Origin of the sequence: Prevotella sp. (assembly GCF_051059605.1) — a bacterium.
Classification (GTDB): Bacteria; Bacteroidota; Bacteroidia; order Bacteroidales; family Bacteroidaceae; genus Prevotella.
The window spans coordinates 1865890-1890508 of record NZ_CP050883.1; the positions used below are offsets into that span (position 1 = coordinate 1865890).

At 35.4% G+C, this 24619-nt stretch carries 18 protein-coding genes; all 18 read left to right on the forward strand.

Annotated features, from left to right (window positions below):
* The first annotated feature begins 49 nt into the window (after nucleotides 1–49).
* The 18 genes from HEQ28_RS07470 (at nucleotide 50) to HEQ28_RS07555 (ending at nucleotide 24616) form a co-directional block, all read left to right on the forward strand.
* A complete protein-coding gene (locus HEQ28_RS07470; RefSeq protein WP_434501646.1) occupies nucleotides 50–1207 on the forward strand; it encodes an MFS transporter in 1158 nt (385 codons plus the stop codon).
* Between the two features lies 1 nt (nucleotide 1208).
* Complete coding sequence (locus HEQ28_RS07475; RefSeq protein WP_434501647.1) at nucleotides 1209–2090, forward strand: carbohydrate kinase family protein; 882 nt, start codon at nucleotides 1209–1211, stop codon at nucleotides 2088–2090.
* Nucleotides 2091–3196: 1106 nt separating this feature from the next.
* Nucleotides 3197–4447 (forward strand): efflux RND transporter periplasmic adaptor subunit, encoded by a 1251-nt coding sequence (locus HEQ28_RS07480; protein WP_434501648.1) that lies wholly within the window; start codon nucleotides 3197–3199, stop codon nucleotides 4445–4447.
* A gap of 12 nt (nucleotides 4448–4459) precedes the next feature.
* On the forward strand, nucleotides 4460–5746 hold the full coding sequence (locus HEQ28_RS07485) for an ABC transporter permease (protein ID WP_434501649.1): 1287 nt from the start codon (nucleotides 4460–4462) through the stop codon (nucleotides 5744–5746).
* 6 nt (nucleotides 5747–5752) lie between these two features.
* Nucleotides 5753–7042 (forward strand): ABC transporter permease, encoded by a 1290-nt coding sequence (locus HEQ28_RS07490; protein WP_434501650.1) that lies wholly within the window; start codon nucleotides 5753–5755, stop codon nucleotides 7040–7042.
* Between the two features lie 24 nt (nucleotides 7043–7066).
* Nucleotides 7067–7732 (forward strand): ABC transporter ATP-binding protein, encoded by a 666-nt coding sequence (locus HEQ28_RS07495; RefSeq protein ID WP_434501651.1) that lies wholly within the window; start codon nucleotides 7067–7069, stop codon nucleotides 7730–7732.
* A gap of 19 nt (nucleotides 7733–7751) precedes the next feature.
* On the forward strand, nucleotides 7752–8996 hold the full coding sequence (locus HEQ28_RS07500; RefSeq protein WP_434501652.1) for an ABC transporter permease: 1245 nt from the start codon (nucleotides 7752–7754) through the stop codon (nucleotides 8994–8996).
* A 3-nt stretch (nucleotides 8997–8999) separates the two neighbouring features.
* A complete protein-coding gene (locus HEQ28_RS07505) occupies nucleotides 9000–10265 on the forward strand; it encodes an FtsX-like permease family protein (protein WP_434501653.1) in 1266 nt (421 codons plus the stop codon).
* A gap of 24 nt (nucleotides 10266–10289) precedes the next feature.
* Nucleotides 10290–11573 carry an ABC transporter permease gene (locus HEQ28_RS07510; protein ID WP_434501654.1) on the forward strand — a complete coding sequence of 428 codons (1284 nt, stop codon included), beginning with the start codon at nucleotides 10290–10292 and terminating at the stop codon, nucleotides 11571–11573.
* A gap of 4 nt (nucleotides 11574–11577) precedes the next feature.
* Nucleotides 11578–12825, forward strand: a complete 1248-nt coding sequence (locus HEQ28_RS07515) for an ABC transporter permease (RefSeq protein WP_434501655.1) — start codon at nucleotides 11578–11580, stop codon at nucleotides 12823–12825.
* An 11-nt stretch (nucleotides 12826–12836) separates the two neighbouring features.
* Nucleotides 12837–14306 carry a TolC family protein gene (locus tag HEQ28_RS07520; protein ID WP_434501656.1) on the forward strand — a complete coding sequence of 490 codons (1470 nt, stop codon included), beginning with the start codon at nucleotides 12837–12839 and terminating at the stop codon, nucleotides 14304–14306.
* A gap of 33 nt (nucleotides 14307–14339) precedes the next feature.
* Nucleotides 14340–15605 (forward strand): transglutaminase-like domain-containing protein, encoded by a 1266-nt coding sequence (locus HEQ28_RS07525; RefSeq protein ID WP_434501657.1) that lies wholly within the window; start codon nucleotides 14340–14342, stop codon nucleotides 15603–15605.
* 65 nt (nucleotides 15606–15670) lie between these two features.
* Nucleotides 15671–17050, forward strand: a complete 1380-nt coding sequence (locus HEQ28_RS07530) for a sigma-54-dependent transcriptional regulator (RefSeq protein ID WP_434501658.1) — start codon at nucleotides 15671–15673, stop codon at nucleotides 17048–17050.
* Complete coding sequence (locus HEQ28_RS07535; RefSeq protein WP_434501659.1) at nucleotides 17047–18351, forward strand: sensor histidine kinase; 1305 nt, start codon at nucleotides 17047–17049, stop codon at nucleotides 18349–18351. Before HEQ28_RS07530 ends, HEQ28_RS07535 begins: the two co-directional genes overlap by 4 nt.
* A gap of 354 nt (nucleotides 18352–18705) precedes the next feature.
* Nucleotides 18706–21450: a TonB-dependent receptor plug domain-containing protein gene (locus tag HEQ28_RS07540; RefSeq protein ID WP_434501660.1), complete on the forward strand. Its 2745-nt coding sequence runs from the start codon at nucleotides 18706–18708 to the stop codon at nucleotides 21448–21450.
* Between the two features lie 4 nt (nucleotides 21451–21454).
* Nucleotides 21455–21838, forward strand: coding sequence for a hypothetical protein (locus tag HEQ28_RS07545; RefSeq protein WP_434501661.1), 384 nt, complete (start codon nucleotides 21455–21457; stop codon nucleotides 21836–21838).
* A 2-nt stretch (nucleotides 21839–21840) separates the two neighbouring features.
* Nucleotides 21841–23355: a DUF6850 family outer membrane beta-barrel protein gene (locus HEQ28_RS07550; RefSeq protein WP_434501662.1), complete on the forward strand. Its 1515-nt coding sequence runs from the start codon at nucleotides 21841–21843 to the stop codon at nucleotides 23353–23355.
* A 10-nt stretch (nucleotides 23356–23365) separates the two neighbouring features.
* Nucleotides 23366–24616 carry a DUF4876 domain-containing protein gene (locus HEQ28_RS07555; RefSeq protein WP_434501663.1) on the forward strand — a complete coding sequence of 417 codons (1251 nt, stop codon included), beginning with the start codon at nucleotides 23366–23368 and terminating at the stop codon, nucleotides 24614–24616.
* The last annotated feature ends 3 nt before the right edge of the window (nucleotides 24617–24619 follow it).

Consider the following 24619-nt stretch of genomic DNA (forward strand, 5'->3'; position numbering starts at 1 on the left):
ATACACTATATTTGCAAATCGAATAACTAAAAAGCAAAAAATTATACCTATGAGTAAAAATATAAGACTAACGATTATCCCTGTCATGCTGTGTTTCTTCGCAATGGGATTTGTCGACTTAGTGGGCATTGCCTCTAACTATGTTAAGGAGGATTTGGCACTGAATGATAGCACTGCTAACATTTTTCCATCACTGGTGTTCTTCTGGTTCCTTATTTTCTCAGTACCTACTGGTATGCTGATGAATAAAATAGGTAGAAAAAACACTGTTTTGTTATCACTCATCGTGACTTTAGCTTCATTGCTTCTTCCTCTTTTTGGTGAGACTTTTACTATTATGCTCATCTCATTCTCATTGCTAGGAATTGGCAATGCACTGATGCAGACATCACTAAATCCATTGGTTTCAGAAGTGATTGGTGGTAGCAATCTAGCCTCAACTCTAACATTTGGACAGTTTGTAAAAGCTATCGCTTCCTTTATGGCTCCATATATTGCGATGTGGGGTGCTATGGCAACGATTCCGTCGTTTGGACTTGGATGGCGAGTGCTATTCCCTATCTATATGTTCATTGGTGTCCTAGCCTCATTGTTACTGAGTATTACTCCTATTAAAGAAGAAAAGATTAATGGTAAGGCTTCTACATTTTCAGAATGCCTAAAGTTATTGGGGAAACCAATCGTGTTACTGAGCTTCCTTGGTATTATATGCCATGTAGGAATTGATGTAGGTACCAACACCACTGCTCCAAAAATTTTGATGGAGCGCCTTGGAATGACGCTAAATGATGCTGCCTTTGCTACATCATTATACTTCATATTCCGTACAATTGGTTGCTTAACAGGAAGTTATTTCCTACGTGTGATTAAGTCTAAAACTTTCTTTTTGATATCTATCGCCATGATGGCGCTTTCAATGATTGGCATGTTTATTGGTGACAGCAAGATAGAACTATATGTAGCTATTGCACTAGTAGGTTATGGCAACTCTAATGTATTCTCCATCATATTTTCACAAGCTCTTTTGAGCGTTCCTAATAAGAAAAATGAAGTTTCAGGACTGATGATCATGGGGCTTTTTGGAGGTACTATCTTCCCTTTACTAATGGGATTTGCCAGTGATGCTATTGGTCAAGTAGGAGCCGTCGCTATTATGGCTATTGGGGTAATATATCTATTTACTTATATTAAAAACGTAAAACAATAAAATGGAAAAAGATAATCGCTATGTTGTCGGCCTGGGTGAAGCACTGTGGGATGTACTTCCAGAAGGTAAGAAATTGGGGGGAGCTCCTGCCAACTTTTCATTCCATGCTAGTCAGTTTGGTTTAAATTCAGTTGCAGTGAGTGCTCTGGGTGAGGATGCTCTGGCAGAAGAGACTATTAAACAGTTGGAAGAAAAAGATCTGAAGTATGAGATGCCTCGTGTGCCTTATCCTACAGGTACGGTACAGGTGGAACTTGATGCAGATGGTGTTCCAACGTATGATATTAAGGAGAACGTGGCATGGGATAATATTCCTTTTACAAAGTCTATTGAAAATATTGCTCGCAATGCTCGTGCTGTATGTTTTGGTTCATTAGCCCAACGAAATGTGGTTAGCCGTGAGACTATCCATAAATTTATTGATGCAACACCTGCTGATTGTATGAAGATCTTTGATATCAACTTGCGTCAACAATTCTATACAAAGGAGGTGATTCAGGAATCACTGAAACGTTGCAACATGCTTAAAATCAATGATGAGGAACTTGTAATAATTGGTCGCATGTTTGGCTATCCTGGTCTAGATATTGAAAATAAGTGTTTCCTAATACTAGGCAAATATAATCTTGATATGCTTGTGCTAACTTGCGGTGTAAATGGTAGTTATGTGTTTACCCCAGGTAAGGTGTCTTATCAGCCAACTCCAAAGGTTGAGGTTGCCGATACAGTTGGTGCAGGCGACTCGTTTACAGGAAGTTTCTGTGCAGCTATACTTAGTGGAAAGTCTGTAGAAGAAGCTCATAAACTAGCAGTTAGCGTAAGTGCTTTTGTATGTACTCAAAATGGCGCAATGCCTGTTCTACCTAAAGAATTTAAATTTTAATACGGGTTAGGTTTAATAGTTGAAATATGGTACCCTTTGGTTGTAATAATCAAAGGGTATTTTTTTATCAATGAAGACATGTATGTAAATCTTTTAGGAGTCTAAAACATTAAAAATATTTGTCAATTTAGGGGAGAATATCCACCATAAATAGACAATAAACCCAGAAAAAAGAAAAACAACCTACATTACCTACATTTTTGACTTAAGCTGCTATTAATCAGCAATTTAACCCATGTATATTAGTACCCTATCCTACATCTTTCCTACATGATAAGCACGTTTTAGTACTAAAAACAGTGGATTTTCCCCTAATCGCAATACAAAAGTCGCTTTTTGTTTGGTCCATTAGGACATGTTTTCATCAGTAAAGCAAATCACAATGATGTCTTTCATGGGATTGTGAATATAGAAATCTCATTTCTCTTTGTAATTGAAATTTGGAAACGAAACTGGTTTATAAAACATTTCGATATGTCAACCTTTTCCGTAAGGAATTTCAAAAACGATAATGATAATCAATATCGGCTTTAAAACAATGTATTGTGATTCAGTAAATATAACTATGAATGTTTATAATCAACTCCTATTATGGTAAAAATGTATGAAGTACAGCAAATATAAAATCACCTTTTTCGGTGCGTCTTTGAGTAATAAGGCCCTAATCACTCGGTAAAGCATGTAGGACAACAGAGTGATTAGGGCCTAATCACTCCCTAAAATGTATAAGAACGGACTTATATACATTAGCTAACATATTGTATAACAATGCGTTTGGCAAAATCATTTAGGAAACAGCATTAGAAAATCAAAAAAAAGTTTTTTTTATTGTGTCTCAAAACCAGAGGAAACTTATATTATTAAATTTTATATTACTAGATCTTTCGTTTGCAAGAGAGTAATTGCCCAGGTAAAAAATCGGAAACGATGTAATACTATCATCTATAAAGTCAACTTTCACAACTTATGCGATGCTATTAATGTCCGATAATGAACGAAGTGTTCATTATCGGACACTATGCATTTATACTAACACACTGATAATCAACACATTAGTTTCTTGGCACGGGCCTTGCTTATAAATAGGCAGTAAATAATATAAAACTATGGACAGAGAAATACCAAAAGAAGAAATCAAAAAGCGCCGAAAGAAAAGAATCATTCGTGCGGCAGCAATTGTACTTATCATTTTTACTTGCTTCATCGGTGTAGAAAAATGGCTCGGACAAAGTGTAAACCGTGCTGATTTGATTTTCTCAACCGTAGACCGTGGTACTATTGAGGTCAGTGTTAACGCAAGTGGAAAAGTTGTTCCTATCTTTGAAGAGATTATTAACTCTCCAATAAATTCAAGAATTATAGAAACCTATAAGAAGAGTGGAGACGCAGTTGATGCAGGAACACCTATTCTAAAGCTTGATTTACAATCAGCCGAAACTGATTATAAGAAAGGTCAGGATGATGAGCAAATGAGAATATCTAAATTACAGCAATTAAAAGTAGACCAAAATACAAAACTTACTGATTTGGCTATGCAGATTCGTGTAGCACAAATGAAGTTAAATAGAATGAAAGTAGAAATGCACAGTGAAAGATATCTTGACAGTATTGGAGCAAGTACAAGAGACAACGTACACCAGAAGGAGATGAACTATAATGTTGCACGCATAGAATTGGAACAACAAAAGAAGCAATTAATAAACGAGCGTCTTTCAAGTGCAGCAGAATATAAAGTTCAAAAACTTGATTTAGATATGTTTATAAAGTCGCTCGGAGAAATAAAACGTACGCTTGAAGATGCAAAGATACGTGCGCCACGCAAAGCTATTTTGACATACATAAACAATCAGATAGGATCACAAATAACCCAAGGAGAACAAGTGGCTGTAGTTTCTGATCTAAGCCATTTCAAGATAACAGGAGAAATTGCCGATTCTTATGGTGATAAAATATCTGTTGGTGGAAAAGCTATTGTCAAAATTGGCGGTAAGACTATTAATGGAACCATAAGTAGTGTAACTCCTCTATCAAAGAATGGAGTTATCAACTTTACTGTCCAGCTAAAAGATGACCACAACAGTGTTCTTCGCTCCGGTCTGAATACCGACATCTACGTTATCAACTCCGTTAAGAGTGATGTTATGAGAATAGCTAACAGTGCATACTACACTGGTCCCGGCACATATAGTCTGTTTGTTGCCAACAGCAATGGAGAGATTGTGAAACGCAAGGTTAAATTGGGCGAAGCTGGATTTGATTATGTTGAAGTTTTAAGTGGATTAAAGCCTGGCGACAAAGTCGTAGTAAGTGACATGAATGACTACAAAGATAAGAATAAGTTGAAGCTTAAGAACTAACATTCATATAATATGATAAAAATATATATTCGTCAGGCATTGACGCTGATTAAACAAAACAAATTATACTCTTTTATATATATAATGGGTACAGGGTTATCTGTAGCATTAATCATGATTGTATTCATCATATATTACATAAAGTTTGCTCCAATATATCCTGAAAACAACAGGAATAACACATTGGTATTTAAATGCATTGATAAAATAGAAAATCAAAATTCTCATAATAGCGGAAATCTATCTTACTCACTATGTAGCAAAGTACTTGGAAATATAAAAGGTGTAAAAGATATTGCTATTGAAGGAAGATATTCAAATTCTGGTTCAGGGTATGTCATAAATATGCCAAAAGGCAAAGACAACATATCTATAGATCTGACACATACGAATGGTGGATTTTGGAAAGTCTTCACTTTCAACTTTATTAGTGGTAGACCATATACTGAAGCTGACATAGAGGCTAATAATAGATGTGCTGTAATATGTGAATCTACAGCAAAGGCCGTTTATGGATCTACGAATGTAGCAGGAAGAGAACTAACTATAAATGGAGACAGATATAAAATAAGCGGAGTTGTAGAAGATGTTTCAGCAGCAATGAGCGCAACATATTCAGAAGTATGGACTACAATACAAAAGGACGCAATGAATTCAGCTGACAAGGATAACCTACTAGGAAACTATTCTTGTTATATGAACATCAGTGAGAATAGTACAAAGGATGAAGTAAGAAGTGAAATACAGTTATATTTTAAGCGTTTAAACAACACAAATAAGAACTTCAAGGTTAATATCATGAATCAGCCTGATGATTATTGGCAAAGTACTTTCAGATATTGGACTAACGAGGGTCCGAATATTAATGAGATAATTACCGACTTTCTTATTATGATGTTTGCCTTATTGTTTGTTCCTGCTTTAAATCTATGCGGACTAATATCAAGCCGCATGGAAAATAGACTATGCGAAATGGGAATTAGAAAGACATTTGGAGCGAGAAAGAACTCACTCATTTTACAGGTAGTTTGTGAAAATCTTGCGCTTACGGCAATTGGTGCTGTCGCAGGGTTGGTATTATCATATCTTGTAGTCTTAATTTCGAGTGACTGGATATTAAATATCTTTAGCAATGGAGGGGCAACAAACACTCACATTACATTCAACATGCTATTCAATCCAATAATTATAGGCATCGCAATAGTTATTTGCATGATATTAAATCTTTTATCAGCAGTTATACCAGCCTCTCTATCGTTGAGACATAATATCATTTATTCTCTTAACACAAAAAGATAAATCATCATGATAAAAATAATATTCAAAACAATTTGGAATCAGCGTAAACAGAATACCTGGATAATGATTGAGCTTATACTCGTAGGATTTTTCCTGTGGAAATCTATCAATCCTCTTGTTGGTATTGTAAGTACGGGTATGGTAAATGAGGGATACGAGGATTCCAGATTATATTGTTCACAGTTTAGCATGTACGACAAGAGTAGTGATCACTACGATGCGAAGACTGATAATGACACCATAAACCACGATATTTTTATGCGTGTAGTCAATGCTATCAAGCAATGCCCAGAAGTAGAATCATACGGAGTTGCAAGTGGTTGGTTTTCTGTACCTAACAGTACAAATTACAGAGGCAACAGTATATCTTGTGATACAGCACACCACACGACACAAATATATGGAATGTGTCATGAAGCAGGAGGCGATCTGATGAAGGCATACAAATTCAAAGATGCCATAACCGGCAAGACAATGGAATACAATAACAAAATATCAACAAAGCAAGCTGTATATATATCAGAACAATTAGCTAAAGATATTTTTGGCACAACAAATGTTATTGGCAAAAGTCTACATTTTGAAGGTGATCCAACTACATTAAAAGTAGCAGGTGTCTTCAAGGAAGTAAACACAAAAACCCATACGACTCCATTTGCAGGCTTAACTTTATGTGATCAAACTTTAAAAGACTGTGGATATACAAATGCCATAATTTGTTTTAGACTAAAAGAAGGAACAGATGCTATTAAATTTGAAGAAAAATTCAAACATCATATTGCTCCTAGATTTGAAGTAGGAAACTTCATTAATCTGTCGTTAATCAGTATGAAACACATTAAAAAAGATTTTATGGAGAATGACGGTATCAACAATCAGTGTAGACTACAAATAATGATGTCTGGATTCTTTCTTATTTGTGTATTTCTTGGAATGGTTGGTACATTCTGGATTCGCTGTAATAACCGACGTGGAGAGATTGGGGTAATGAAAGCTATAGGATATAGCACGAATAGGATAACAACCCAATTTATTACAGAAGCATTTATCATTGTTACAATAGCATTTATAGTTTCAATCATCTTAATGCTGAATATAGCTTATATGCAAGATTTCTTTAAGATAGATCCTGTGCATATAAATTATCCATATCTAAGTTTCCATCCAGTAAAGATGTTTGCAGTAGTATCTGCCATAACATATATAATTATGATATTCATATCATTACTAGGAACATATATACCAGTAAGAAGAGCAACAAAAGCACTTCCGGCAGATGCTCTGAAAGAAGAATAAATATAAATAATAAAAATAACAATTATGATTACATTAAAAGGTATTAACAAAATCTACCGTACTGATGAGATTGAAACGGTAGCTCTTGAGAACGTAAATCTCGAAGTAGAAAAAGGTGAGTTCCTATCTATAATGGGACCATCAGGTTGTGGCAAGTCTACCCTACTCAATATAATGGGATTGCTAGACTTACCTACAAGTGGGACAATAGAGGTGGAAGGTATACAAACAGATGGGATGAAAGATAAGGCTCTTGCAGCCTTCCGCAATCAAAAACTAGGTTTTGTATTCCAGTCATTCCATCTTATCAACTCTCTAAATGTACTTGATAATGTTGAGATGCCGCTTTTATATCGCAACGTCAGTGCTAAGGAACGCAGACAAAAAGCTGAAGAAGTATTAGAGAAAGTAGGCTTGACACATCGTATGCACCACTTCCCTACCCAACTTAGTGGTGGTCAATGCCAGCGTGTAGCAATCGCACGTGCCATAATAGGTAATCCAGATATAATATTAGCCGATGAGCCTACTGGTAATTTGGACTCTAAGATGGGTGCAGAAGTTATGGAGCTACTACACAAATTGAATAAAGAAGATGGCAGAACAATTGTTATGGTAACTCATAACGAAGACCAAGCAAAACTAACAAGCAGGACTGTTAGATTTTTTGACGGACGCCAAATTCAATAGAATAAAAATAAAATAATTTATGAAGACAATCATTAAGCAAGCAATAAACCAGATCAGGCAACAGCCGTTCTTCAGCATATTGTCTATCTTAGGTACTGCTGTGAGTATAGCTTTTGCAATGCTTGTTGTGATAAACTATGACATACATATCGGAGATATTACACCTGAAAATAATCGAAGCAAAATGGTCTTTTCGGGTGAGGGATATTCTTATATGAAAAAAGATCATAGCAATGCAAATTCGGGAATGAGTTATCGCACGGCTAAAATGATATTCAATAACATAAAAGGTGCATCTATTATAAGTTACCAACGTAAGGGAACAATGTTGTATTGTGGAACTAATAAGGATAAAGGTGAAAGTCATTTCTGCAAATATGTAGATCCTGAGTTCTGGCAAATGTATAACTTTAAGTTTTTAGCAGGCAAACCGTTCAATAAAGGCGACTTCCAAGCAAGGGCTAACGTTGTGGTAATAAATGAGCATATAGCAAGAAAATTCTATGGTAGTGCTGAAAAATCTATAGGAAAGACATTCTTCTGTGATTTCACACCAATGAAAATTATCGGAGTTGTAGATAATGTAAGTTCTTTCTTCAATTTTGCATATTCTGAATTATGGATGCCATTTGATCCGACAATAAAAGCCTCAGACCCTTTATATGGAAATATAACAGCTATGGCTCTATGTGCTCCAGGTGTTAGTACCTCTGAATTAAATGAGCAATTACAAATATCTCTTAAGCGCTACAATGCAACACTCAATGATTACACATTTGAGTTAAAAGATATGTGTCCAATTACAAAATACCAATTTTTCAAAGGTCATGTTAATACGACAGCTATATTATTCTTAATCGGACTTATGTTATTAGTAGTCCCAGCTATAAATATAAGTGGATTGGTGTCGAGTCAGATGCATCATCAAATGAGCGAACTAGCCATCAGACGGTGTTATGGAGCTAGACGTTGGCAACTAATTATGAGATTTATAAATGAAAATTTTATATTAACTTTTATTGGTTCTATACTAGGTGTAATCTTATCATATTTAATGTTACTCATCGTAAAAGGTTGGTTACTCTTCTCAGAAACATCTCTACTGAATTATGCTGATTGCAAGATATCTACATCAATGATACTAAGGCCAACAATATTTCTTTGGGTAGTTGGAATTGCTATTCTATTCAACTTCATAAGTGTTTTCATTCCTGTTTGGATGGCAACACGTCGCAATATAATTTCCACCTTAAGAGGAGAATAAGTTATGATAAAAAATATATTAACACAAATATGGAATCAACGTCGTACTAACAGTTGGCTGTTTGCTGAACTTATCATTGTATTTGTCCTATTATGGTTTTGCGTAGATGTACTTTTTGGTCTTTTCTCTGCAAGAATTCAGCCAAAAGGATATGACCAAGAACATGTATATAAAGTAACTGTAAATTGTAGAGATGATCAATTTATTAAAATGCAAGATGCCGATAGTATATCTCGCTTCTGGTGGCATCCTTTATCTGAAGTAATAAAAAATTTTAAACAATATCCAGGTATTGAATCTGTATGTACATCATTTGGAACAGATGTTTATTCTAACAACACAATGTTCCAAGGCTATCACATTGATGGTGACACTACAAATATTTTTACTGCCAATATTCGTTATGTTGATGCTGAGTACATTAAGACTTTCCGCATTCCAATGTTACATAGTATACATAAAAACCTAGAAGATAAAGACTGGAATGCTATAAACAATGTAAACCCAGCTATCGTTAGTGCAGAATTAGCTGATAGTTTATGGGGAACTACAAATGTTTTAGGGAAGAAATTCTCAGATTATTATTCGCCTAACTTACACTATAAAGTCATAGCAGTGAGTGCCCCACAAAAGAATTCAGACTACAACAGGTATGAACCATATATTATGACACCATATCCAGAATACATTTATAAATCACAGGCTATACCATCGATTTATATACGAGTTAAAGCAGATGCGGACAATAATGAATTCGCAAATAGTTTCATTAAGACTATGTCTGCAAAAATACATATTGCACCTTTTTATATTTTTGATATCCAAAGTATGAAATACTACAAGCAATTAGATGATGCAAGTCAAGGAGTTACACAAGAGGTTAACAACACAGTATTGATGATGTCATTTTTCGCATTCAATGTATTTTTAGGATTACTAGGAACATTCTGGTTTCGCACGAATAGTCGCCGTGGAGAAATAGCCATAAGAATGGCCATGGGAAGCAGTAGAAAGCAAATAGCTGTTCATTTTCTAACTGAAGGTGTTTTGTTATTAGCAATTGCAGCTTTACCTGCAGCTATTATCAGCGTAAATATATGGAACGCAGATTTGACAGTAACAATACATACAGATGCTACTATATTAAGACTATCCATTACATTATTAATAACATTTATTTTAATGACAATAATAACATTAATAGGTATATTGATTCCAGCAAGAAAAGCTATGCATATATTACCAGCAGAGGCTTTGCACGAAGAATAAAAATGAATTATAATTTCATAAAATATGAAGACAATCATTAAACAAACATACCAACAGTTAAAAGAGCAGCCACTCATAAGTATTGTGAGTATTGCCGGAACAGCCTTATCGCTATTCCTAATTATGCTTGTTGTTATGATACAGCAGGTTAAGGTGGCACCATTTTCTCCGGAGAGCAACCGTGATAGAATGCTACACGTAAAATACGGTTCTCTTAAAAATAAATATGGGGAGAGTAATGGTCCTATGTCTTTAGCTGCAATAAACGCAATATATAAGAACATGAAAACTCCAGAGGCGGTTACAATATACACATTTTATACTACACGTCAGCCACTATCAACATCTGGAACAAAATCATTTACTGCTGACGTTAAACTTACCGATGCAGCTTTCTGGCACGTCTTCGACTTTGAATACATATACGGAAAACCATACAACGAGGCCAATTTCAAAGCAGGAATACCTTTAGCCGTGATTAGTCGTTCTACAGCCAGACGGCTTTTCAACACGACAGAAAACGTAGCAGGACGTACCTTTATGCTGAAGCATATACCATATAAAGTTGCGGCAGTTGTCAACGATGTATCTACTCTTGCAACAATAGCATACTCACAAATATGGATACCATATACCACCGATCGCGAAATATGTAATAATATTTGGGAGAACATAATGGGTGCATTCAGCACTACAATATTAATGCACACTCCTAAAGATGAGTCACGAGTGCATGCTGAAGCAGAAGCCAATCTAAACAAGTTTAATCTCACAATAAAAAATAGTGGAATAGAACTTTTAAATCGCAATCGCCCTTATAATACTGAGAAAGAATCTATCAACTTCGGAGCTAATTTAGAGCCTGATGTAACGGCAGAACACCGCACACAATTAATTATATTCCTTATACTTTTAATTGTTCCAGCTGTCAACTTGAGCAGTATGACTCATAGTCGTCTACGCCAGCGAATATCAGAGATCGGTATACGTAGAGCCTTCGGTTGCACACAATGGAGCATAGCTAGCCAAATCATCACGGAAAACATGATCGTGACACTATGTGCCGGAGCATTAGGATTAATAATGAGTATAGTTTGCGGATACTGTTTTAACAATTCGCTATTTACACCAGCTTATTTTTATTCATACAACGATGCACCAATAACGAACATCAGTATTCTTATCCACATATCAACATTTGTTTATGCACTTGCATTCTGTTTTGTATTGAATCTCATAAGCACAGGTATACCAGCTTGGCAGGCATGCAAGACTTCTATTATTAACGACTTAAACGGAAAGAAATAAGACCATGAACAAGAAACTATTCAAACAGATACGCAACGAATGGCGTTTCAATATATGGATATTCGTAGAACTACTGATAGTAAGTGTGGTTATGTGGTTTATAACCGACAATATATATGTGCAAGTAAGCAACTATATACAACCACACGGTTTTGATGTATCGCATTGTTATCTGATAAGCATCAATAAGCTTACACCTAATAGTCATGAATACAATCCAGCTGACACAACAGAAAATGATGATCGTGCTGAATTATTAAACCGCATACAACATCGCCCAGAGATAGAGGCTGCAAGTTATTCTCAAAACTCCTATCCTTACAATGGAAGCAATAGTAGTTCAATAGTTAAATATGACACCATAAGTGTTGGTAACAATGACTGGATACTACGCCGACTTGTAACATCAGACTTTGTACGTGTATTCCGCATTCAAGGTGCCAATGGCGAAACGCCGGATGAGTTGGCGAAACTCCTTAGTAAAGATAAGATCCTTCTATCAGACAATTTATTTAATAAACATAAAATGCAGTCGCTAAACCAACTTGTTGGTAAGGCATTTCATGTTGATCTTGATACGACAAAAAACTACATACTTGGCGCCTCAATCATACCTATGAAATATAATGACTTTGATAGCAAAAAGTATTCATATACATGTATTATGAAACTAGGCAAAGAAAATTACAAAGATATGAATGAATTGTGTGTAAGGGTACGTGACAATATGGACCACAATTTCATTGAAAATTTATGGCGTGATACCGACAAACAACTGCGGATCGGTAATATGTATATAAGCGATATTCAATCATTCGATAATATTCGCAACTCTTATGAGAGAGAAAGAATGAATGATATACGCAATTATACTACAGGCGGAGCTTTCTTAATGCTAAACATATTCTTAGGTATTCTTGGCACATTCTGGTTCCGCACCCAGCAACGCAGAGGCGAAATCGCTCTATTCAAGGCTCTTGGAAGTACTAACCATGATGTTTTTACACGTCAGATATCAGAGGGTATAATACTACTATCCGCTGCAACTATCTTTGCCATAGTAATTGACATAAACTTGGCTTTTGAAAATCTCAACAAAGCTCATAACGGAATCTATCTTGAGCCAGTTCGCTTCATTGCGACAGTATTGATTTCTTATTTTCTAACAGCGGCCATGATAATTGTTGGAACATGGTTCCCTGCACGCAAAGCAATGTCAATTCAACCAGCAGAAGCTTTACACGAAGAATAAGTATTTATGATATGAAAAAAATTATATTTCTAATTTCATTTTTTCTAATGCATGCATGTGCAAAGGCTGCAGACAACAACATAAAGTTAACTCTTACCGAGGCTATCTCTATGGCTCGCAAAAAGAGTGTCGATGCTGTGGTTGCACGTGGAGTATTGAAGTCAGCTTACTGGGCATACCGCACATACCAAGCCGACTTGCTCCCAGAGTTATCTTTCGACGGAACAGCGCCACAATTCAATAAGAGCTATAGTTCGTATCAACAAAACGATGGATCTTATAAATTCATACGAAATAACTGGTTTGGCATGAATGGTGCCCTAAATGTTAATCAAAATATTTGGCTGACAGGTGGTCAACTCTCTCTCTCCACCTCTTTAGACTATATAAAGGGGGACGGCATGAAAAACTTCATGTCTGTCCCCATCAGCCTTACTCTTAATCAACCGATTTTCGGTGTAAACAACACAAAATGGAATCGTCGTATCGAGCCTCTTAAATATCATGAGGCTAAAGCTGCTTTTGTGACAGCAACAGAAGAAGTAACGATGAAGACCATACAATATTTCTTCAACCTCTTGTTGGCGCATGAAAATGTGAATATAGCAAAGCAGAATTTACAAAATGCAAAGCGTCTATATGATATCGCTGATGAAAGAAAAAAGATGGGACAAGTAAGTGAGAGTGATTTGCTAAGATTAAAATTATCAGCCATCAATGCACAAAGTACACTTACTGACAATGAAAGCTCGCTTAATAGCAATATGTTTCAACTAAAAACATTCCTGAATATTAACGACAGCACTCCTATTGACTTGGTCATACCTGAAAAATTACCAGAAGTGTCTATTCGTTATGCTGATGTTCTGGACAAAGCTTTAGAGAATAATTCGTTTGCACTAAACATTCGTCGCCGACAATTAGAGTCTGACTATGCTGTAGCAAAAGCAAAGGGCAACTTAAGAAGTATAAAGCTCACAGCATCTGTTGGTTATAGTGGCATAAGCAATGATAGAATAAAATATGCTTATGACGATCTTAAAAATAACACCATAGTAAGTATTGGATTTAGCGTCCCCATACTTGATTGGGGCAAGCGCCGTGGTGAGGTAAAAGTAGCAGAAAGCAATCGGGAAGTAACAGAAAGTAAACTGAGACAAGAGCAGCAAACTTTCAATCAAGACATATTCTTACTTGTAGAGCACTTCAACAATCAGAGCAAGCAACTTAAACTTGCCACTGAGGCTGACAGTATTGCTCAACGCAGGTACAGAACTAGTATTGAAACTTTTATGATTGGTAAAATTAACACCCTAGACTTAAATGATGCTCAAGTAAATAAAGACGATGCACGGCAGAAAGATATCACACAACTTTTTTACTATTGGTATTACTACTATCAACTACGTAGTCTCACCTTATGGGATTTCGCAAAGAATACAAATATTGATGCCGACTTTGATAATATAATTAAGAAATAAAACGTTATATAATCATATAAAACAAAATTAAACATGAAATTAAAAAAGAGAGACATTCTGATTGCTATTGTGACAATTCTGTCGACAATACACTCTTACAACATCAATGCACAGACGACAAGTCAGGATAGCATAGTTTGTGCACAATTTGAAAAAGACTTCAATGCTTTTAGTATCAGGATGGATGAGTTAGAGAAACCGAATAAGAAGGATTATATAGCTCTATCCAAATTATATAACAATTTTTTAGCAAAATATGAGAAGCTATCCACCCCGCTGCAAAAGAAATATGACTATGTAAAAACTTTATATTACAACTCCACTTGTTATAATGCACGCTCTGGCAATAAGAAAAAGGCACTTGCTGATTTTGAGAAAGCAGCCGACTACGGGGAACAATACTATAATTTGGTAAAAAAGAACTCAGATCTGATATCCCTGCATAAAAATAAAAGATTTAAAAAATCCCTACTCCGTCTTAAGGAAAAAACTGATTATGAAGGAATGTTGAAAGCATCACAGGCATATACAGTAGATAAGAAAGCATATCAATTCTATTATGCCAATCCAAACGATTCGAATCTTGTTAGATTACGAACAACGTTCAACCTTGACAGTATAGCAGGCTGTGGTAATGAAATATCCAAAATCAAGAATATCATGTACTGGGTACACGACATTGTACCTCATGACGGGATTTCGCGTAATCCAAAGAGTAAAAACGCTATTGATATGATCAGACTCTGTCAGAAAGAAAAAAGAGGAGTTAACTGCCGTATGATGGCGCAAATTCTTAACGAATGTTACCTTGCCATGGGATTCAAGGCTCGCTATGTCACTTGCTTGCCAAAGGTAATGATTAATGATTGCCATGTTATCAATGTGGTATACTCATGCACACTAAATAAATGGGTATGGATGGACCCTACTTTTGCAGCCTACATAACAGATGATAAAGGAATATTACTCTCCATTCAAGAAGTTCGTGAGCGTCTCCGCATGAGCCTTCCTCTAGTATTGAATGACGATGCAAACTGGAATCATAAAAGCAAACAAACAAAAGAGGATTATTTGGATAATTATATGACAAAGAACCTGTATCATATAGAATGCATCAATAATACAGGATTCAATACGGAAACCTATATCAAAGGAACTACCGATATCCCTGAATACAAATTAAATCATTATTTTGTGGATCTATGCCCACTAGGATACCAACCAGATGATAACAATGATAACTCAATAGTTACAACAGATGATCAACACTTCTGGGAATCACCTTACAAAAATCAATAATATATTATAAATAGAAGTAATCATATTATTTATGAGTTTCTGAAGAAAAAATGTATATTTGCAATATGATTTTAATTATAGATGATGACATTTCTATACGCGCTTCACTATCATTCATGTTGAAACGTGCTGGTTATGAAGTTGTGGCTGTATCCTCTCCCAAAGAGGCTATGGTCACAATTCGTGATACTGCACCTCAACTGATATTGATGGATATGAACTTTTCGCTCTCCACATCAGGAGATGAAGGGATAACTTTGCTAAAACAGGTTAAGTTATTCAGAAAGGATGTGCCTATAATACTTATGACTGCATGGGGAAGCATTGATTTGGCAGTGAAGGGTATGCGTGCTGGTGCATTCGATTTTATAACTAAACCATGGAACAACGCATCTCTTCTGCAACGTATTGAGACAGCTTTAGAGTTAAATTCTATAGATGATAAATGTGATAAGGAATGCTCTCAAAGCATTAATAGCCCAAATAAAGAAGAAGATAGTTTCGACCGCTCGTTTATCATAGGAAACAGCGATGAACTAAACAAGGTTCTTGATGTGGTGAAACGTGTGGCGAAAACGAATGCTTCTGTTCTTATTACTGGTGAGAGCGGAACTGGTAAAGAACTTATCGCTGAAGCTCTTCACCGTAACAGTATGCGTAAGAATAAAAACTTTGTGAAAGTTAATCTCGGTGGAATATCTCAATCGCTTTTTGAGAGTGAAATGTTCGGTCATAAGAAGGGTGCATTCACGGATGCATCAAACGACCGTATTGGACGCTTTGAGTTAGCTGACAAAGGTACGATATTCTTGGATGAGATTGGTGATTTGGACATTGGTAGTCAGGTAAAGCTTTTGCGTGTACTGCAAGACCAGACTTTTGAACCCCTTGGTGATAGTCATGCTCATAAAGTAGATTTGCGTATTGTATCAGCCACGAATGCTGATCTAACTAAGCGTATAGCTGAACATAGCTTTAGAGAAGATCTATTCTACCGTATCAATCTAATCACAGTACATCTACCAGCTCTAAGAGATAGGCGCGAAGACATTCCGCTATTAGCAAAGCATTTCGCTCACAAACAATGCGAAATTAATAATATACCACAAGTAGAATTTTCACAAGATGCCATGAATCTGCTAACACGACTTCCATACAGTGGCAATATACGTGAACTTAAAAATCTTGTGGAGCGTACTATAATCATTAGCTCTAAGAAAATACTTACTGCTGATGACTTTAAACCACAAATAAATATTCGTCCAGAGACGAACACTGCCATTAACAACGATGGACTTACGCTTGATGATATTGAGAAGCGTACCATAATATTATCTCTTAAGAAGCATAATAATAATCTATGCCATGTAGCGCTCGACCTAGGACTAAGCAGAGCTGCACTCTATAGAAGACTAGAAAAATATAATATAGACTATAAGAAATGAGACTTCGAGGCTGGTTTATAATACTCATAATACTGTTGTCTGCAACAATCACATTACTGCTGGTGCAAACTTTTGTTCCACAGAAGTTTCTGTTCTACTCAACAGAGTTTCTTGTTGCTATTATAATAGCCTATATGTTTTTCTTCTATCGCAAAGTGATCAATCCAATTCGAGTTATCGGTAATGGATTGGAACTGCTTAAAGAACAAGATTTCAGTAGTAGACTACGCCATGTTAATCAAAAAGATGCCGACCGTATTGTTGATGTGTTTAATCGTATGATTGCCCAACTTAAAGATGAACGTCTGCATGTAAGAGAGACCAACCAGTTCCTAGATTTACTTATTAATGCCTCACCACTTGGAGTCGTTATTCTCGACTTTGACGGACATCTATCGTCAATGAATCCTGCGGCAGAGAAGTTTTTAGATATCTCAATAAGTGAAACCAAAGGAAAGAAAATCAGCGAAATAGGCAATCCACTATCCGATAATCTGTTATCTTTAGGCAAAGACTCATCAAGAACATTTCAGTTGAACGACTCGCATATATATCGTTGCAGCCGTTTAGCATTCATAGATAGAGGTTATGCACATCCCTTCTACCTTATAGAAAGTCTAACAGAAGAGGTTATGGATGCTGAGAAAAAAGCATACGAGAAAGTGATACGAATGATTGCACACGAGGTAAACAACACAACTGCTGGTGTAACATCTACTCTTGACTCGCTATGCGATATGCTAAAAGATACACCCGACTCTACCGACATACGTGATGTGATGTCGGCCTGTATTGAGCGTTGCTACTCTATGAGCAATTTTATAACTAGATTTGCCGATGTTGTTAAGATTCCACAGCCTCAACTTATGGTTAATGACCTTAATCAGTTGGCAGATAACTGCATTCAGACCATGGAGACAAAATGTGCGGAAAACAGCATACGCATACACAAGGATTTTGCAGATGGACAGGTACTTGTAAATGTAGACTCAGAACTAATAGAACAAGTTATAGTCAATATAATAAAGAATGCAGCAGAGAGCATCGGACAAAATGGTGATATCTATTGCAAGACTTCATCATCACCCGCTATACTTGAGATAGCTGATACAGGTGAAGGCATATCAGATGATACACAGAAGAAACTATTCAGTCCATTCTTTTCTACAAAGCCAAATGGACAAGGCATCGGCCTCATATTCATAAGAGAAGTACTTAATAAGCATAACTGCCATTTCTCACTAAAGACTTATGCTGACGGCATTACCAGATTCAGAATAGAATTCGTAAAAATAAAATAAAGTCTGTGCTAAGACTTATCAAGCTTTTGTATATAGCAATGCTATAATTGGAAATAACACGTAGGATAAGCAAAATATTTTAAATAACTTCTCTAAAACTATACACGATAATGTCTACCTAGTATAAGGAAAGTCTCCTTATATATTTCTAATATGTTATTCCCCCAATTACTTTTATATATTATAAAATGTTGATAGCAGTTTCATGATATATCACGATTGTAATGGTATTATCATTTAAACATCTTATTTATTGACTTGTTTTATCAACAGTTATATAGTATCCTCAAATCATTATTTTTAGGTATTGCAAATATTTTTCAATCAGTCTACCTTTGCAAAAAAATAAATTAGATGAAGTTTTGGATATTAATATATTCTTTCCTTTTTATTGTTTTTGCTGATGGCTTAAAAGCTCAGAACACATATAAATGTAGGATTGTTGACGGAATAACAGGAGAACCTCTTGTTGGCGCAGTTATGAGAATGAGCGCTGATAAGAATATTTCGTCAGTTAGCGATATTAACGGATATGTATCTATTATTCCGAAAAGAGAGCTTATGAAAGATGGAATAGAGATAACATATATTGGATATAAAAAACAACATAGTTTACTTGGAAATGGCAATATATATAAACTATCTCCATCAGAAACAACAATAAACGATGTTGTTGTAACGGCAACAGAATCTCATGGAATAACAAGTTCGTCAAAAATAGCGAAATATGCGATGGAACATCTTCAGCCATCAAGTTTTGCAGACATACTTGAGCTTTTGCCGGGAGGAATGGCAAAAGATCCAGCGTTAAACGCCCCGAATGTAATTTCTTTGCGTGAAGTACCAATATCAAGCAGCGACTATTCCACATCATCTTTAGGAACATCATTTGTTATTGATGGCGCTCCAATAAGTACAAATGCAAATATGCAGTTTATGAACGGAGCTTGGGATACCCAAACAACATCACGTGATTTCACAAATTCAGGAGTTGATATGCGTGCAATATCTACAGATGATATTCAGAATGTAGAAATTGTAAGAGGTATACCATCTGTGGAATATGGCGACTTAACAAGTGGTTTGGTTAAGATTAACAGGCGTAAAGGCGGCAATGATATATCTGCTCGTTTTAAGGCTGATATGGATAGTAAATTATTTTATTTATCAAAAAGCTTTACGTGGGTTCCTAGCCGTATGTCGCTAAATTTAAGTGCTGATTATTTAAACAGTAAATCAGATCCCAGAAATATTCTAGAGACATATAGTCGTATCACTATTTCTGCACGATTAAACAAAGAATGGATATCAGACACCAGAAAAGTTACAGCTAGTTTGAATATGGATTATGGCGGCTCTTTTGATGATGACAAAGTGGATCCTGAATTAAATTATGGAGGTGTTGACAAATATGCATCAAAATATAATCGCTATTCATTGAATGCATCAGTAGATTACATAAATCTTAATAAGAAATCTATCTTTAAATCAGCTTCAGCGCTTATGTCTGTTGCTTATGAGAAAGATCTTTTAGACCGCACAAGATTGGTACAACTGAACAGAGAGACTCCTGCTGCAACAACAACCACAGACGGAGAACATGATGCCGTATTAATTTATCCATACACATATACTGCCAATCAAAAAGTAGATGGGCAACCTTTTAGTTTATATGCAAAGGTAAACACATCTTTAGCGTTTCCGTTAAAAGGTGCATCTAATGAATTAAAATTAGGCGCAGACTGGCAGTTGGACAAGAACTATGGTGATGGTCAGATATTCAATCAGTTAAATCCTCTTTATCCAGGATTATCTGTTCGTCCACGTAAATATTCAGAAGTTCCTGCATCACATATACTATCAGAATATGCAGAAGAGAATATTGGTTTATATATCGGCAAAAATAAACTTGATGTTCAAGCTGGAGCGAGATTAAGCACGATGTTAAATCTATCAGATAAATATGCACTTCATAATAAGTATTATATCGACCCAAGAATAAATCTAGGATGGACTTTTCCTGCTATTGATTTTTTGGGTAAGACTTTAACTATTCAGATTGCAGGAGGATATGGTGAGCATACTAAAATGCCTACGATGGATTATATGTATCCGGAACCTGTATATATGGATTTGATAGAACTCAATTATTATCATCCTAACAGAGACTATCGCAGAATATATTTACAGACTTATGTAAAGGATCCAACGAACTACAATATACGCGCAGCACGAAATAAGAAATGGGAGCTGAGAGGAGATTTTAATCTTGCAGGGAATAGACTATCGGTTACTTATTTTAGAGAAGACATGAATTCTGGATTTCGTTCAACAGCTATATACAATTCATACAGTTTTAAGAATTATGATGCTTCGGGCATAGATGCTAATACAATAACATCACCACCTGATGTTGCAACATTGCCTTACACAATGCAGAATGAGCTACACAGCTATACTACCACAACGAATGGTAGTCGCACATACAAAAAGGGTATTGAATACACATTCTCTACGATAAGATTTCCTATCGTAAACACACGTCTTACGATAAATGGAGCATGGTTTAAAACTGAATATAGTAATTCGCAATCTATAGTGGAAATGCCTTCAAAACTTATTGGTGGAGAAAGCTTTCAATATGCCGGAATATATAAAGATGACGATGGATATATTAGAGAAATGGTCAATACTAATTTTACATTTGATAGTGATATACCAAAACTTAAACTAATATTCTCTATCTCGGCTCAATGCGTATGGATGACGGCATCACAGAATAAAGAAAAAGAAAATGTACCTACACAATACATAGACAAATATGGTGCTATTCATGATTTCACAGAAGAAGATAAAAATGATACTTATCTTCAGTATCTGGTACGTTCATATAACTCATCTTTATATGACAGACAGACTGTGCCATTTTGTATGAATGTGAATTTTAAAGCAACAAAGAAATTGCTTGACGATAAGTTGACTATTGCATTATTTATAAACAAGTTGCTGGATTATAATCCTGATTATGTGCGCAATAATTATACGATAAGGCGTCACGTAACTCCATATTTTGGACTTGAAATGAATGTAAAAATATAGGTCTATGAAAAAAAACATACTCAGTATATTGGTTGTGACTTTATTTCTATTGAATATATTGTCTGCCTGCCATGATGATAATGATGACTATACCACATCTGCAAATATTACAGTTAGTGTTCCCGACAGCATTAATGTTGAAAAGATGCAGGGCACTGTAACCGTTGTGAATCTTAACAACAAGCAGTCTTACTCGTCATCGGAGTTTAATGGTACCTCAACATTAATTGATGTTATGCGTGGAAGTTACTCTATCAATGTAAATGGTACCGTATTATATCATGACAAACAGAATATAAAACACACAAAAAGCTTTAGAGCGGCTTCAAGTTATAGTGAATTTCTTGATCATCCAGCAAAAGCTTCTGTTAATATAATATTCATGTAAATATGAGAAAAACAAAGTTCATATTATCATTATTAATGCTTAGCGTTTGCACGATAGTTCGTGGAAGCGTTGAGGATACGATAACAGCTATAAATGAGCATAATTCTATATTCGGTGATGTACTTTCCTTGCAAAAGAATAATCCAGCATTTATGAATAATGCCTACGATAAACAATATTCTGAATTACGAGTATATACAGATTATGAGAAATTAAATCGCCCTATACTATATGAATTAGGAGATGGACATAATTATGCTGGTATAAATATTAATTCTTATATTAAATTAAACAATACAACAACGGTATGGGGAAGTGCTTCGTATAGAAGTGGAAACAAAAAAGATATTAAATGGAATTCTACTGCAGATTTCAGCACACTCTATCCATATATTATGGGCGATACACTAGGTGGAAATCTTAATAATGAGCGATATACATTCTCGGGTGGATGTGCAACTAAAGTTGGACGACTTACTATCGGAGAACTTATTTACTTTAGAGCAGAGCACGAATATCGCACAAAAGATCCAAGACCCCGTAGTATAGTAACTGACCTATCCATGCGCTTAGGTGTGTCATATGATTTGGGAAAGTATCTTCTTGGAACTGGTTTAGGAGCAAGATTCTACAAACAGACAAATAGCGTTGAATTTTTTAAAGAAGACGGAGTCATACCTGAGTATCAAATGTTAGGACTTGGAATGTATCATCAAAGATTTTCGGGTAATAACACATCATCATACTACAAAGGAACAGGGCTATGTTATGATATAAACATCAGTCCTACAAAGAAAAATGGAATGTATCTGTCGGCTGAATATAATTATATTCCATACAAGCGTATTTTGCCTGATATGAACTCTTTCCCCATAACAACGCTCTATTTGTATAATTATAACGGTGAGGTAGGTTGGAAAACCGTGCAGAAATTTGGCTGGAGTTGTTTTGCCGGAATCAATTATGAAAAAAGAGATGGAGATGAGCATGTTGCTGGTAACTCTTCTTCGGGCGAGTATCTTGTAATAGCAGATATGACAATGTTTCATAGTCATAAAACTGATAGCTACATAGGTGGCGCACTAAACTTTAATGGCAGCGCACAATGGAATTTCACAGGGCGCATAGGATATATTGATTGTGCGTCAAATTATATATTTCCAATTAGTAAAATGTCTTTTTCTAAGTTATATGAACGAATAGAAGGTCAGTTTATAGGTAATATTAAAAATGATATCACTGTGAATTGCATACTTTCAGCTTCATACTTTCATAACCAGAATAAAGACATCACGATGCCATATACAGCTATGGATAATGCGAATATAAACCTTATGGAATATACATACTCCAACATCACTGGTAATTATTTAATTATATCAGCAAAAATGAGAGCAGACTATACACCATCAAATTGGAAATCATATGGCATGTTTATAGAACTCGGTGGTGGAAGATTTGAAGGAAATAATAATAATGGAAATAAAATATATTTATCAACAGGTATAACATTCTAAATAAAATAATATGATTACAAAAGAAAAATTCAGACTTATACTGGCATTTATTGCCGTAAGTGTTGTTTTCGCATCTTGCAAAGATAACGATAATGAGAATGAGGTAGAACAAAATGTGAAGTTCGCTATGTCGCTAGACATGCCGCTAAATATTAATTCGCCATCATTAACTGGAGCAACAGCTACCCTAACAAATGTACAAACAAAAAAAACTTATGTAGCAAAAAACTTCAGAAGAGCGGGCACACAGTATGTTGACACAACAGAAGTTCCAGAAGGCAACTACACTCTTGACATAAGAGGAGGAATTTCTTATAATCTTGATACAACAATTGTAAATACATCTGTAAAGGCAACAGAAAGTAACGTCATCGTAAACAAAACATCTACTGGTAACGATGTATCTCACAAAACAATAGCATTGAACACCTATAATGCACAAGATGGTTTTGTTATTTCAGAGATGTTTTTCACAGGCACACTTACTCCAGAAGGAAAGCAATATAGTAATGACCAATATATTAAAATAGCAAATAATAGTGATTCTGTTTTATATGCAGATGGGCTTGCATTCGTAGAGTCTTCATTCATGACTGTTTCAAAATTTGATTATACTCCTGACATCATGAATCAAGCTATGACTATTGATGCTATATACATAATTCCAGGTAATGGTAAAGATTATCCTATAAAACCGGGACAAGAGATAACACTTGCACTTAACGCTAAGAATCATAAAGAAATTAATGCGAACTCAATAGATTTGAGTAATGCCGACTTTGAATTCTATGATGTATCTTCTAATCCGAAATTCTCGGATGATGATAATCCAAATGTACCAAATCTTGTAAATTGGTATGACTACTCTAATACATATTTCACTCTTCATAATCGTGGATATCATTCTTATGCTATAGCAAAGCCTGAAACGGACAAGGAGACTTTCCTGCGTAACTATTATTACAAATATAGCTATGTTATGTCAGCAAATGGAAATTCATATACAATGAATAAAGATGGATACAAACTTCCTAATTCATGGATTATTGATGCCGTAAATCTGAGTATTGCAGCTTCTTATCAATGGAACGTTGTGTCGGCATCGCTTGATGCAGGATGGGCTCATTGTGGAAGCATCGATGCTGATAAAACAAGATTTAGTAAAGCCGTAATACGTAAGAAATCTGGAAACAAATTCATTGACACCAATAATTCAACAGAAGATTTTGAATCTGATGCAACACCAACATTATTAAAATAACAA

What these genes read in the sequence shown, in the direction of transcription:
- HEQ28_RS07470 (WP_434501646.1), top strand. Translation starts at nt 50, where the DNA reads ATGAGTAAAAATATAAGACTAACGATTATCCCTGTCATGCTGTGTTTC.
- HEQ28_RS07550 (WP_434501662.1), top strand. Translation starts at nt 21,841, where the DNA reads ATGAGAAAAACAAAGTTCATATTATCATTATTAATGCTTAGCGTTTGC.
- HEQ28_RS07520 (WP_434501656.1), top strand. Translation starts at nt 12,837, where the DNA reads ATGAAAAAAATTATATTTCTAATTTCATTTTTTCTAATGCATGCATGT.
- HEQ28_RS07500 (WP_434501652.1), top strand. Translation starts at nt 7,752, where the DNA reads ATGAAGACAATCATTAAGCAAGCAATAAACCAGATCAGGCAACAGCCG.
- HEQ28_RS07490 (WP_434501650.1), top strand. Translation starts at nt 5,753, where the DNA reads ATGATAAAAATAATATTCAAAACAATTTGGAATCAGCGTAAACAGAAT.
- HEQ28_RS07525 (WP_434501657.1), top strand. Translation starts at nt 14,340, where the DNA reads ATGAAATTAAAAAAGAGAGACATTCTGATTGCTATTGTGACAATTCTG.
- HEQ28_RS07515 (WP_434501655.1), top strand. Translation starts at nt 11,578, where the DNA reads ATGAACAAGAAACTATTCAAACAGATACGCAACGAATGGCGTTTCAAT.
- HEQ28_RS07530 (WP_434501658.1), top strand. Translation starts at nt 15,671, where the DNA reads ATGATTTTAATTATAGATGATGACATTTCTATACGCGCTTCACTATCA.
- HEQ28_RS07485 (WP_434501649.1), top strand. Translation starts at nt 4,460, where the DNA reads ATGATAAAAATATATATTCGTCAGGCATTGACGCTGATTAAACAAAAC.
- HEQ28_RS07505 (WP_434501653.1), top strand. Translation starts at nt 9,000, where the DNA reads ATGATAAAAAATATATTAACACAAATATGGAATCAACGTCGTACTAAC.
- HEQ28_RS07545 (WP_434501661.1), top strand. Translation starts at nt 21,455, where the DNA reads ATGAAAAAAAACATACTCAGTATATTGGTTGTGACTTTATTTCTATTG.
- HEQ28_RS07540 (WP_434501660.1), top strand. Translation starts at nt 18,706, where the DNA reads ATGAAGTTTTGGATATTAATATATTCTTTCCTTTTTATTGTTTTTGCT.
- HEQ28_RS07480 (WP_434501648.1), top strand. Translation starts at nt 3,197, where the DNA reads ATGGACAGAGAAATACCAAAAGAAGAAATCAAAAAGCGCCGAAAGAAA.
- HEQ28_RS07535 (WP_434501659.1), top strand. Translation starts at nt 17,047, where the DNA reads ATGAGACTTCGAGGCTGGTTTATAATACTCATAATACTGTTGTCTGCA.
- HEQ28_RS07555 (WP_434501663.1), top strand. Translation starts at nt 23,366, where the DNA reads ATGATTACAAAAGAAAAATTCAGACTTATACTGGCATTTATTGCCGTA.
- HEQ28_RS07495 (WP_434501651.1), top strand. Translation starts at nt 7,067, where the DNA reads ATGATTACATTAAAAGGTATTAACAAAATCTACCGTACTGATGAGATT.
- HEQ28_RS07475 (WP_434501647.1), top strand. Translation starts at nt 1,209, where the DNA reads ATGGAAAAAGATAATCGCTATGTTGTCGGCCTGGGTGAAGCACTGTGG.
- HEQ28_RS07510 (WP_434501654.1), top strand. Translation starts at nt 10,290, where the DNA reads ATGAAGACAATCATTAAACAAACATACCAACAGTTAAAAGAGCAGCCA.